The organism is Clostridium sp. CMCC3677 (assembly GCF_023845585.1).
GTDB lineage: Bacteria > Bacillota > Clostridia > Clostridiales > Clostridiaceae > Clostridium > Clostridium aquiflavi.
The window spans coordinates 96,723-109,964 of the sequence record NZ_JAMQHS010000001.1 but is presented as its reverse complement, the minus strand read 5'-3'; the positions used below and the strand labels follow the sequence as shown (position 1 = coordinate 109,964).

Sequence of the window (13,242 nt, the reverse complement as noted above, 5' to 3'; positions counted from 1 at the left end):
TCACCGCCTACTTTATATAAATATTGTACATAGCATTACCTACAAATTCAGTATTTCCTTTGTTATATTCTATTTTAACTTCTATATCATATAATTCACCTAACCCAAAATCTTCGTTCTCTAATCTATTAGTAAACTCTCTTACTTTCCCTTCTTTAGTAATTAAACCTACTTTTAATTCTTTTGATTTTTGCAATTCTATATTTAATGGAATATTATCCTTATTATATACTTCTATCTCTACATCCTTATATTGAGTTTTTCCGTCTACATTTTCAAATTTTAAATTATAAAAATTAAAAATTATCTTTATCTGATTATCTTTACTACCACTATTTATTGCTTTGCTGTCTTCTAACTGCCCAGATGAATTATTTGATTTTATTAATACATTCTTTTTATTTGAAACGGTCTCTGTTTCTATAATAATATTTAATTTTTCATCAACATTAGTAATTGTAATATTGTTACCTTTACTGTTTTCTATTTTTACTGATGAACCATTTTCATAAGTTTCAATATTGTATTTAAATTCATATACTTTATTATTATTTTCACTTTCCTTATTTAAATAATAATTATTTTCTTCTAAGTTACTGCTATCTTTATCTAAGGAAATGCTATTTACCTTTTTTAAAGCTATCTTTGCACTATATCCATTGCCAAATTCTTTATCCCCTTGAAATTCTTTTTTGTTCTCATTGGAGGAAATCTCTTTAAAGTTTATTCCTGAAAGTTCATAATTTATATCATCATTTTTTTTCATTTCTCCACTCTTAATATCTTCAAATATCTGCTGTCCATATAAAGCAGCTTTCTGTTTAACTTCACCTGCTTTATTATTTCTCATAGATGTCATAACGATTCCATATGTTCCACTCATTATTATTGCAAAAATTGCAAATGCTAATATTACTTCTACCAGTGTGAAACCTCTGTTTTTGTGATTTATTTTTAAAGTAAACTCTCTGTCCCTTTTATACAAATTTTTCATAAATCATCCCTACTTATTATTAACACTTATATTTTTACTATCACCATCTACTGTTACTCTTGCATTTTTTGAATCATCGTTATCTATTTCTACATTAACTAATTTATCAGTTTTATTTATAATATTTATTTTTAATCCTGATTTATCATTTGAATTAACTCTGTTTTCGCTTAAAATTCTTATATTTATATTATCTGAATTCGATGTAAATTCTTGTCCTAATCCATTGTAATCAATAGGATAGCTTCCATTTGATGTCTTATATTTATAGTAGTATTTATCATCCATTTCTGTTATTATAATTTCCGCTTCTTCTACATCATTATTATTTGCATATATATAAGTAGCCTTTGATTTATCATTGCTTTTTCCCATTATAATACTTGGTAATTCTGAAGTTATTGACTTTACTGAAATTAAAAAATCACTATCAAGTTTATCTTGATCTGTTATTACATTTCCAACTGAACCATCTAAGCTAAAAGGCGACGATTTACCATAAATATTATTTACAGTCCAGTTCAAATATTTTTCCAAGTCATCATTTATTTTAGGCATAGCATATATCTCTAAACTCATTGTTCCTGTTACTTGATCTATAGTTTTTTCAGATACAATTATAGAATTTACAATTATCTTTCTTTCATAATTTCTAATAGAATTCAAAAATATGTTTAAGGCAGTATAGCTTCCTGAAAAATTCAATTCAAACTTTATTTGTTCTACCTCTTCCTTGTAGTTACTATCATTTCTACCTAAACTATTTTCATTATCCCTTGATGACTTACTTTTATGTTGTGTATCTTTTGAATCATTTAATAAAGACTCATCTGAATTTGATTCAATTTTTGAATTATCACTCTCAGATGAAGAATTATTTTTTTCAATAATACTATTAATCTTATCATTATATTTTTCAGTCATTTGAGTAATTGTACTTTCCTTTAAATTCTCCTGAGTTTTCTCTGTTTCAGGCACTTCTGCCACCTCTATCTTGTTAAATATAAAACCACCTTCAAGACCACTATCTTTTAACAACTTGTCTAATTCTAATATTAAATGTTCTTGACTTATAGTTGGATAAAACGAATCTGCTTTATATGACACTTTAGTATTTAAAATCTTTATTTCACTTTTCTTGTCATCTAATGAATTTATAGTATTTATAATATTATTATATTTTTGTTCTAATTCATTTTTATTTTTACTCTTATCTGCTATCTTTGAAGTTTGATTTAAGTATATAAATTTATAATAAAAAAATCCAATAAGAACAATCGCAAGTACACTTAACATTACTTTTTCCCTTTTACTTATTTTCATATTAAATTACCCTCCTTTAAGGCACATTTAATATGCCTAATACACATTTAATATCAAAGGAATATTGACCTTCTATTGAACTATCAACATCTATAGAATTAACAAATACTTCTTTCATAATTGATAATTCTTTTAAATTATGTTGAAATTCCCCTACTGCATCCCTACTTGATGATACTCCTTGAATTGTTAAGACATCATTATTAATTTGTAAAGTTTTAAATGAAATTTGAGATGGTATGGTTGAATTGATATCAGTTAATACTAAATCTGAAACATTATTCCTATTATTTACCCTAGATAATACATCATTTAATGTTGTATCATATTTAGTCAAAGTGCTTATTTTATCATTCACTTTTTCAGCTTCAGAAAATTTTTGCTGTATTTCTGAATTATTTAGTTTTTCATTATAATTCTCTATATTTTTATTTAATATTAATATCCTAGCACTATTAAAAATTAAAGTTATGATTATTAATCCTCCAATAATGCCCATAGCTCCATAAATATATATCATAGCACTTCTTTTTTCTTGATTCTTTCCTTTATAGGAACTAAAAAAGTTTATATCTCGCATATTAAACCTACCCCCTATAACCTTATAAGTGAACCAATAACATTAATGAAGTTATCTATATTTTCACCAATATCAATATTAGAATAATTAATTATTTGGGGAATATTTCTTATTTTTATTGTTTCTATTCCAATTCTAGATGTTATATACTCTTCTAAATTTTTAATCCTGGATGTTCTTCCATATATGAATATTTTATTAACATCATCACCAAAATTTTTAGTCTTATAAAATTGTATTATTTTTTCTACTTTATCTATCCATTCATCTAAAGTACCTATAATTATATGATTTTGAAAATCTAGTTCGTCTTCTTTTAAATCTATGTTATTTACTTTAAAATTTTCTAATTCTTCTATTGGAATATTCACATTTTCATATAAAATTTCATCGATATATTTTCCGCCCGCCTTTATTATTCTTGTGAATTTTAATATTCCATTATTATATATATTTACATCCAAACTAGTTGCTCCCATATCAATAAATACAACAGCCTCTTCAATATTTAATTTATGTTCATTTATAACCTCTATATAATTAAGTAATTTATTTAAAGCATTATAGTTAACATCTAAAGCAAGTGGCTTTAAATTTAAAGCCATTAAAAGATCATAATATCCTCTAGCCATCTTTTCTGGATAAGCAATTGCTCTAACTTCTAATTTTTTACCATCATCAGAAAATTCTTCACCTATCATAGTGATTTGTAATATATAATCGTCTAAGTTTATAGGTAAATATTGCTGTATTTCATACCTTACAACAGTATCTAATTCCTCTTCTTTTACATCTGGAATAAGAATTTCTCTATTTATAATTAAAGATGAATTATTTGTACATATTCCTTCCTTTGCATTTATTCCATTATCACTTAATACCTTTTGCAAAGTTGAAACAAGTGCTTGTTTTTTTTCAATACTACCATCAATAATTGCTTCAGCTGGTGTAACAGTGTCTATTAATTTTTCAACCGATAATACACCTTTATAATATGTGCCCTCTGCTATCTTTATATTTGTACTTCCGATATCAAAAGCTACAACTTTTCTCTTTTTTTCTTTTCTAATTTTAATAGATTTATGTTCTTTATTCTCTTTAAATAATTTAGTTTTTAAATCTTTTATGTCTAAATTCATAAAGTCTTTTAATTTACTAAAATCAAAATTTAATTTACCCACTTTATTAAAAATTCCCTCCCTTATTAAAATACTTATCTTTTATGTCATATATTTAATCTGAAAAGTTTATAATTTTAATTTCAAGAACCATGATTATCAAAATTCTTAAATTGTTTTAATTTGTTTTAATTTGTTAATCTTAAACTTTAAATATTATGTATATATTAAATTGTAAAGTTAAAACAAACTTTACAATTTAACTTCTTTAAATATAATATTTTTATTTATCTGCTCCTTTATTTTCAAGATTATATATTCCTTTACCATTTGGATATACTTCTATTACATCTTCACCAGTCTTATTAGTGGTTACAAATACTCTTATATCATCCATTTTATAAATTCCAACTGCAAATTCATATCCATCTAATGCTTTAACTTTAGGATATTTTTCTCCATCAAGTCTAGATTCTACAGCTTTTGTTACATTGTCCGGATATTCTCCAGTGCTTGGCTTAATTGCAATAGTACCATCTGCTATTAGCGTCGCTGCTACTCCATGTAAAGTTTTAGCACTGGCAATATCAGCTGCTATATTTGCATCCTTAGTCACTTGTCCAAACTTAGGAATAGCAATACCTGCTAATATTCCAACAATTGCTACAACAATAATAAGTTCTACTAATGTAAATCCTTTTTTTCTTTTCTTTAATGTGAATCTTAATACTGAATCCTTAAACATTATTAATGTCCCCCTTTAAATGCAAAATTTATATTTTAATTAAAATATAATAACCCACTATGTTATTTTTAAATTTTAACTTTACTTATCTACATATTAGAAAGTGTAAAGCCTAAAATTAGACTTTACACTTAGATATAGTTATTTAATTATTTATTTTCTTTAACTTAAAATTGTCGTTACTTATTATCTTTGTTCTTATCTTTGTCTTCACCTGTTATCTCTGCATATTTTGTAGAATCAGGATATATATCCTTTTCTCCATCAGTTACTGTTATGTCCCCAGTTTTATCATCAATTTTTACAACAAAGTCTTTATTAGTTAATTTTGTTGTTGTTTTTTTACCATCAATATTTTCCCATACTTTATCAGTAGTTATATCTTTTTCACCTTGTGCTACTAGCATTGCTGCTACACCATGAAGATTCTTTGCAGTTGCAATATCAGCTTTTACATTTGCATCCTTAGTTACTTGTCCAAATTTAGGAATAGCAATTGCTGCCAATATTCCAATAATTGCAATAACGATGATAAGTTCTACTAATGTAAAACCTTTCTTCTTTTTCTTTGAGATTTGATTTGACATTGATTTGATTGATAAGTTATTCATAGAGAATCCCCCTTATAAATTATTAATCTTGTTTTAAATTATTATTAATATTTTAGTATAATGGCGAGTTGGCATTGAAATTTGCTTTTTAGAATTCTTAATAAAGATTTGTTGAATTAATTGCTTGTCCAAATATTTCATTTGGAGCACGCATTAATTAGACTAATCTTTGTTCTAGTATTCTTAAAGTAAATTTCTCAGTCCAATGAGCTATATACTATAATATTAAAACTAACCAAATTATTAAATTTGATTATAACTATCAAACATCGGAATCATTATTGAAATTATTATAAATCCTATTATAAGACCCATTATGACTATTAATGCTGGTTCCATTAGTGCAACTGTTCCTTGTATTGTTGTTTCCAATTCTTCATCATAAAAATCAGCGGTCTTATTTAAAATCTCATCGAGAGATCCTGTTTCTTCACCGATTTTAATCATTGAATACAACATTTGTGGAAAAACACCAGTTTCTTTTAATGAGGAGTTTAATGTTTCTCCTCTTACTACTTGTTCTTTAACTTTTATTATTGCATTTTGAGCTATTTTATTATCAATAACACTCATAACTATATCTAAAGCTTGTACTAATGGTAATCCACTTGAAAGTAATGTTGATAAAGTTCTTGTAAATCTGGACACTATAATCATTTCATTAAGTCTTCTAATGACTGGTAATTTGAGCTTTAACTTGCTTGCTGCAATTACGCCACGTTCTGTTTTAAAAATATATTTTATTGCAATAATAATTCCTATTATTGCAAGCAAGATCATAAACCAATTTTCCTTTAATGAACCACTTAACCAAAGTAAAAATCTAGTACTCCATGGTAAACTTATTCCATTTTCAGTAAACATAGTCGTAAATGTAGGCATAATATAAGTTAATATAAATATGACTGCTGAAATTGCTACCAATCCCAATATTATTGGATATATCATTGCATTTTTAACCTTATTATTTACTTTATTTTCTTTTTCATAATGATTGGCCATTCTAAGCATTATGCTATCTAAGTTACCACTTTCTTCACCTGCCGCAACTAAACTTACTAAAAGATTTGGAAAAACTTCATTATGTTTTCTCATGGCATCAGATAGTATTCCTCCTTTTTCTACATCCTCTTCAACTTCTTTTAATGTTTCCTTTAGTTTTTTATTTGTAGTTTGACTAGTCAATATATCTAAACAAGTAAGTATTGGTACGCCTGCATCTAACATTGTATAAAATTGTCTACAAAATATTGAAAGATCTTTAAATTTAACTTTGTTATTAAATTTAAATTCAATTTTTTTACTTTCAATTATTTCTTCTACCATTAAGGGGTAATACCCATTAGATGAAATAAATTCTATGACTTCTCCCTTAGAATCAGCTTCATGAGTTCCTTCAATTTTTTCTCTATCTGTATTCATTGCTCTATATTTAAAGTTAGCCATAGCTTCTCCCCCCTAATAAAATATGATCCTTTGTATAATAATTTATATATATTAATTATATTTTTAATAATTTAAGCTATAATTAGCATTACTATTCTTTTATAAGCGTTACTGTAGCAAGTTCTGTTATTGTAGTTATTCCTTTAACAACTAAGTCTATACACTCCATTCCTAAAGTTGTCATACCATTCTTCAATGATATATCTCTTAAAATATCAGAATTAGCTCCATCATTTATAGCCTCTCTATGCTTTCTTGTCATTTCCATAATTTCATATACACCAGTTCTTCCTGAATATCCTGTGTTATTACAATATCCACAACCTTCACCCTTATATAAAGTTAATTTTTCTCCTGATTTTACTCCTAATATTTCCTTTTCATATTTACTGGCTTCATAAGATACTTTACATTTATCGCAAATCTTTCTCACTAGTCTTTGAGCTAATATTCCAACAAGTGAAGTAGAAACTAAATATGGTTTTATTCCCATATCTATAAGTCTTACTATTGATGATGGTGCATCATTTGTATGGAGTGTACTTAATACTAAATGTCCTGTTATAGCTGCTTTTATAGCTATTTCTGCTGTTTCATTATCTCGTATTTCACCAATCATAACTATATCCGGATCTTGCCTTAATATACTTCTAAGTCCACTTGCAAATGTAAGTCCTGCTCTTGTATTTACATTAACTTGATTAATTCCTGGTAAAGTATATTCAACAGGATCCTCTACTGTAACTATATTTACATTAGTAGAATTTAATTCACTTAAAATACTATATAATGTTGTTGATTTTCCACTACCTGTTGGACCAGTAACTAATACTATCCCATATGGATTTGATATTATTTTATCTATTTTCTTTAAATTTTTTTCATTTATACCCAATTTATCCTTGCTTACATTATAATTAGATGTATTTAATATTCTTATAACTACTTTTTCTCCATGTACTACTGGCAATATTGATACCCTAAGATCTACATCATTTTCTCCTATATTCGCCATTATTCTTCCATCTTGAGGTATTCTTTTTTCTGCTATATTAAGCCCAGCAAGAATTTTTATTCTTGTTATCAATGGACCTAAACTATCTATATTTAAAACATTTACTGTTTGTAATTGTCCATCTATTCTATACCTTATTCTTATCTCATTTTCAAATGGTTCTATATGTATATCTGATGCATTCATCTCTATTGAATTTTTGAACAGATATTCAACCATTTTTACAACAGGTGCGTTCTTTACATCATCTATTTCTTCAATATTTATAATATTTTTCTTTTTTAACTCTGAACTTTCTTGAGCTAGCTGTTTAGCAGCCATACTAATTTGCTGACTACTATAATATACTTCTATGAATTTTTTTATGTCATTCTTTTTAGATATGAATGTTTCTATTTCAAAACCCGTTGAGATTGCAACATCATCTATTGCAAAAATATTAAGTGGATCTACCATAGCTACTTTTATTTTATTATTATCAAATCCGAAAGGTATTAGTGAATATTTGTTACATAAGTTTTTAGGTATTATTGATATTGCTTTTTTATCAAAGCTTATTGTATTTAAGTCTACCTTTTTTATTCCTGTTTGTTGTTCAACAGACTCTATTATTTCTTCTTCTGTAATAACATTACTATCTACTAGTATCTCTCCTAGTTTTTTCCCAAGAATTTTTTGTGATTTTAATGCTTCTTGCAACTGATAACTATTTATTTTTCCTGCATTTATAAGAATATTACCTAATCTTTTTTTTTCAATTGCCATGAAACATTCACCCACTCTCTTCTATTTCTTATATTACAATCTCTCCTATATTTAAAAATATTTTATATTATGGCTACTATTCTAAAATAAATATTTATTATCATGTCTCCCCATAACATATACATAATTGCACCTATGGATAAACATGGACCAAATGCCATGGAATCTTTTGCATCTTTTAGTTTTAAAGCTAAAATAATAACTGCAACTATTCCCCCTATTATTATTCCTAAAAACAAAGTCACAATTACTCCCTTTATTCCTAAAAACAAACCACAAACTAATGTAATTTCAGCATCTCCAATGCCCATACCTTTAGTTATTATAACTATAATTCCTAATGCTAAAAATCCAATTATTCCCCCTAAAATATAAGTTGAAATTGCATTTTTATTAACTAAATAATCTATTATTATAAAAATCACGCTAGATATTACTCCAAATATTATAGTTGATGTATATATATCTTGAGTTTTATAGTCTATCATTCCTATTACTATTAATAATGAACTTAATATACTATATTTAAAAAATTCTAAACTTAATCCATAATTTAAAAATATAATAATATATAATATGGAATTAAGTATTTCCACTAATGGATATATTATTGAAATTTTTTCTTTACAATATCTACATTTACCTTTTAAAAATAAGTAACTAAATATTGGAACTAAATCTATTGGTTTTAATTTATGATTGCAACTTGCACAATGAGATGGTGGATAAGAAATTGATTGCTCAAGTGGAATTCTATAAATACATACATTTAAAAAACTACCTATAACTAATCCTAATATAATTACTAATCCATAATTTAACATTCATATTCCTCCCACTCCAATTCCAATGTGTTTAATTAAATATATTTATATATAGAAAAAACCAACAAATTAGTTAAATTAATTAATTTAACTAATTTGTTGGCCGGGTGCACCATTAACTCATAATCCTCAAGGTGCCCAAATTAAGAGAACTATTCACAGTTTCCAACTTTTATTCTATAATTTATTATTTTTTACTTTTATTATATTTTTTACTTTTATTTGTTAATATAATTATACCAACCTTTTATTAAAATTGGAATTATTTTTTAATTTTTATTATTTATAAAACCATTTCATAATAAATACAAAATTAACTTTATAATAAAAAATAAACCAATTTAAATTGATGTTCTCTCAACTTAAATTGGTTTATCTTATTCAAATTTATATTTTAAAAAATTATTTCTTATTTAGCTTGAGTATCTTCTGGAATCATCATATTCATAAATTGTTCTTGTGTGAAAGTTACTCTATTAACTGGCATTGAAACATCTTTTACTTCTGCCTTCTTACTAGTAGAGTTAACTTTAATATTTATTTTTGCCATACCAGCTATTTGCACGTTCATATTAAATTCTGCAGTATAGCTATCATCAGTAAACTTTTCTTTAGTAGAAATATTTGATCCATTAAGCATAGGTTTTGCTTGTTCTAACATTGTTTTAAATGAAGGATCTTTTACACCCTCTTTTAATGTTTTTATCATTTCTTCATTTAGTCCTAATTTAAATGTAGAATTACTATTATCTAAGTTTTCTGATAAACCTGATATTCCTTTTGATACTAAGTCAACTATTTGATCACTATCCATATTTACAGAATATTCTCTACCATTTTGTTTCATTGGTATCTCTACATCATTATTTTTTCCGAATAATTGAGTAGATAAATTTGATAAATAGTCAGGTGACTTAGTTAATTCTATTAATGAATTCATATCTAATCCTGAATCTATTCCAATATAGTCAGCAGATATATTACTAATACTCTTTGGCGCTTCTATTCCATTTAGTGTGAAATTTTGTGTATAATAATTCTTGCTAATATATGATATTCCGTTATCTAAATACATATCTAATTCTGGTATATTTATTTTTCCTGACTTACTATTAAACTTAAAGTTCATATGACCTTGAGTTTGTCCTTTCATATAGCTTGTACCAGAAAATGTGAAGTTTTCATTTTCTCCATTAGCTTCTATAGACATTTCTCCTGTAAATTCTGAAGATGTTGCCTCCCATTTTGTTAAATTATTTAATTCTTTTGAATAATTCTTTCCTTGCTCGCTACATCCTGCAATAGTAAAAATAGATAATGTTGCTGCCATAACAATTGATAATGTTTTTTTAAGTTTCATTTTTTTACCCCCTATTTATACTTGTTTTTAAATTAATTCAATTTATAATATCTTAAGCTTAATCTAAAACATATTAAAAATCAGATAATTTTTTTCTTTTAAATAAATATATTATTTGCCTTAATAAGTTTTATTTCAAATTAAGAAGTATTAACATTATTTAATAATTTTACTGTCTTTATTATCCTATTATAACTCAATTTTCCTGATACGCATATCAACATTTTCTTAAATTAACCTTAATTTTATAATTGTTTCTATACATCCTTATTTTCACAAATATAGCATGATATTAAGTATGATATTGCTCCGACAACTATTATTGTAATAATAGTTGTAATTCCTATAATTGTTTTATTAGCTATCATAAGATTTAATATATTATTAGGAATAGTTCTTTCACTTAATATAGATGGTAATGCAAATATAAAAAATGCTGGAACCATATATACTAGCATTAGAATAGCTCTTCCCTTTTCCATTCCAAATTTATAATAAACAGAATACTGAATCATGCATACGATTGTAGCAATTATCCCTGCAAAACATATTAAAATAATTTCAGACATCTCGATTGAACCAATATTATAAAAATGTATCATTGTAGAAATTTCTATCACCCATACAATAATATTTAATATTATTAAATATAAAAATCTTCCCATTACCATACTTGATGTTTTAGACGGAAACATATAATACATTTCTGTACTTTTTTTATTGCCTTCTGAACTAAATGGTAATATTGCAACAATAATTAAAACAAAGAATAAGTAACTCATTGCATTAATATTATTCTCTGAATAAAGCATTGATATGGCAAAGGCTATAAAAAACAATGAATAATACTTCAAGTTTCCTTTTATTATTCTAAAATCAAACTTTAAATAATTTATAGCATTCATTATTTATCCTCCTTTCCACTATTTATATAAAATACAATTATTTCCTCAATAGATGGTTTTTCAATTAGTAATTCATCATCTAAATATTTTTTATCCTCAGCATATATTACCCCTTGAAATCCAACATTTGATTTTTTATATCCTATCAATTTGTCCTTGATATTAGTAGTTAAGTCTTCTTTTCCACCTTTGACCACAAAATGTTTTTCTAAAATGTTATCTTTAGTATCATTAAATATCATCTTTCCTTTATTTATAAAAAATATATAATCAGCTATCTTTTCTAAATCACTTGTAATATGTGTGGAAAATAATACGCTCTTTTCACCATCTTCTATATATTCCTGTAGTAATTCTAAAATATTATTTCTAATAACAGGATCAAGTCCACTTGTTGGTTCATCTAATATAAGTAATTTAGTTTTTCTTGCAAATATACTTGCAAATGTTAGTTTTATTTTCATTCCCTTTGAAAACTCTTTAATTTTTTTATCCCTTGGTAGTTCCCACAAATTTACATAATGATTAAATTTATCTTCATTAAATGATGGATAAAAATCTTTTAATGTATTAATCACGTCTTTTAACTTAAAACCTTGTGGGAAGTAACATTCATCCCCCACAAATCCAATCATATCTTTAAATTCAACTTCATTTCCTTTGTACTTCTTTCCAAATACACTTATTTCTCCACTATCTGCTTTTAACTGCTGCATAATAAGTTTTATAGTTGTAGTCTTTCCTGCCCCATTTTGCCCTACATACCCTAATATATATCCCTTAGGTAAGCTTAAATTTATATTTTCTAAGCTAAAATCTTTAAATTTTTTATTTAAATTGCTTATTTCAAGTGCATTCATTACTTATCCTCCTCAATCAAATTTTCTAAAATGATAATAAGTTCACTTTTTGAAACCTTTGCTAATTTTGCATTTTCAATTGCAGCAGTAAAAGCTTCTTCAATTCTTTTTAAATATTGCTCTTTTACCATTTCATTATCCTTAGGAAGTACAAAACTTCCCTTTCCCCTAATAGTTGCTATAAATCCTTCTTCTTCTAAATCTGAATATGCCCTAGTTGTTGTAATAACACTTATACCTAAATCCTTAGCTAATTGTCTTATTGATGGTAAAAATTCATTTTCTGCAATTTTACCAGACATTATCTGTTCCTTAATCTGTGTTTTTATCTGCTCATAAATAGGTAAATCAGATTTATTAGATAATAATATCTTCAATCAGTTTTTCCTCCTTAAAGTATGTACTGTATATGTTGTATTATATACAGTATGAACACTATAGTCAATAGTTACTAAAATTTTTTCTATAATAGTTGCTATGTCTCAAAATAAATGTACTATATAAAAAAAGTTGATATTGCTCATAAAGCTTATAGGCAGAGGATTTTAAAAGTAACTTACACAGAAAAAGAGCCATTGAATTCACATTACTAAATTCAATAACTCTATTTTAAAAATTGGCTATGTTTTAAAACAGTGTTGATATATGCAATAGGTGAAGTGGCATTGTAAATGGACTTTTAGAACCCTTAATGAG

Annotated in this window: 13 protein-coding genes and 1 riboswitch; all 13 genes read right to left on the bottom strand. The window is 25.6% G+C overall.

Annotated elements, in window-relative coordinates; genetic code table 11:
- Positions 1-7: 7 nt before the first annotated feature.
- Complete coding sequence (locus tag NG901_RS00465) at positions 8-994, bottom strand: type IV pilus modification PilV family protein (RefSeq protein WP_252211684.1); 987 nt, start codon at positions 992-994, stop codon at positions 8-10.
- Between the two features lie 9 nt (positions 995-1,003).
- Positions 1,004-2,317, bottom strand: a complete 1,314-nt coding sequence (locus tag NG901_RS00460) for a pilus assembly protein PilO (RefSeq protein ID WP_252211683.1) — start codon at positions 2,315-2,317, stop codon at positions 1,004-1,006.
- Between the two features lie 16 nt (positions 2,318-2,333).
- Positions 2,334-2,897: a PilN domain-containing protein gene (locus tag NG901_RS00455; RefSeq protein WP_252211682.1), complete on the bottom strand. Its 564-nt coding sequence runs from the start codon at positions 2,895-2,897 to the stop codon at positions 2,334-2,336.
- A 14-nt stretch (positions 2,898-2,911) separates the two neighbouring features.
- On the bottom strand, positions 2,912-4,078 hold the full coding sequence (gene pilM / locus NG901_RS00450) for a pilus assembly protein PilM (protein WP_252211681.1): 1,167 nt from the start codon (positions 4,076-4,078) through the stop codon (positions 2,912-2,914).
- A gap of 220 nt (positions 4,079-4,298) precedes the next feature.
- The gene (locus NG901_RS17050; RefSeq protein WP_286673918.1) at positions 4,299-4,760 is read right to left on the bottom strand and encodes a type II secretion system protein; all 462 of its coding nucleotides are present in this window, start codon (positions 4,758-4,760) and stop codon (positions 4,299-4,301) included.
- A gap of 179 nt (positions 4,761-4,939) precedes the next feature.
- Positions 4,940-5,371: a prepilin-type N-terminal cleavage/methylation domain-containing protein gene (locus NG901_RS00440; protein ID WP_252211680.1), complete on the bottom strand. Its 432-nt coding sequence runs from the start codon at positions 5,369-5,371 to the stop codon at positions 4,940-4,942.
- Between the two features lie 243 nt (positions 5,372-5,614).
- A complete protein-coding gene (locus NG901_RS00435; RefSeq protein WP_252211679.1) occupies positions 5,615-6,817 on the bottom strand; it encodes a type II secretion system F family protein in 1,203 nt (400 codons plus the stop codon).
- A gap of 91 nt (positions 6,818-6,908) precedes the next feature.
- On the bottom strand, positions 6,909-8,597 hold the full coding sequence (locus NG901_RS00430; RefSeq protein WP_252211678.1) for a GspE/PulE family protein: 1,689 nt from the start codon (positions 8,595-8,597) through the stop codon (positions 6,909-6,911).
- Between the two features lie 62 nt (positions 8,598-8,659).
- A complete protein-coding gene (locus NG901_RS00425; RefSeq protein ID WP_252211677.1) occupies positions 8,660-9,421 on the bottom strand; it encodes a prepilin peptidase in 762 nt (253 codons plus the stop codon).
- Positions 9,422-9,513: 92 nt separating this feature from the next.
- Positions 9,514-9,597: riboswitch (cyclic di-GMP riboswitch) on the bottom strand.
- 233 nt (positions 9,598-9,830) lie between these two features.
- Positions 9,831-10,781, bottom strand: a complete 951-nt coding sequence (locus NG901_RS00420) for a hypothetical protein (RefSeq protein WP_252211676.1) — start codon at positions 10,779-10,781, stop codon at positions 9,831-9,833.
- Between the two features lie 257 nt (positions 10,782-11,038).
- Positions 11,039-11,686, bottom strand: coding sequence for an ABC-2 transporter permease (locus tag NG901_RS00415; RefSeq protein ID WP_252211675.1), 648 nt, complete (start codon positions 11,684-11,686; stop codon positions 11,039-11,041).
- Positions 11,686-12,546, bottom strand: a complete 861-nt coding sequence (locus tag NG901_RS00410) for an ABC transporter ATP-binding protein (protein WP_252211674.1) — start codon at positions 12,544-12,546, stop codon at positions 11,686-11,688. Before NG901_RS00410 ends, NG901_RS00415 begins: the two co-directional genes overlap by 1 nt.
- Positions 12,546-12,923 (bottom strand): GntR family transcriptional regulator, encoded by a 378-nt coding sequence (locus NG901_RS00405; RefSeq protein WP_252211673.1) that lies wholly within the window; start codon positions 12,921-12,923, stop codon positions 12,546-12,548. The genes NG901_RS00410 and NG901_RS00405 overlap by 1 nt, the downstream gene beginning before the upstream one ends.
- Positions 12,924-13,242: the final 319 nt, after the last annotated feature.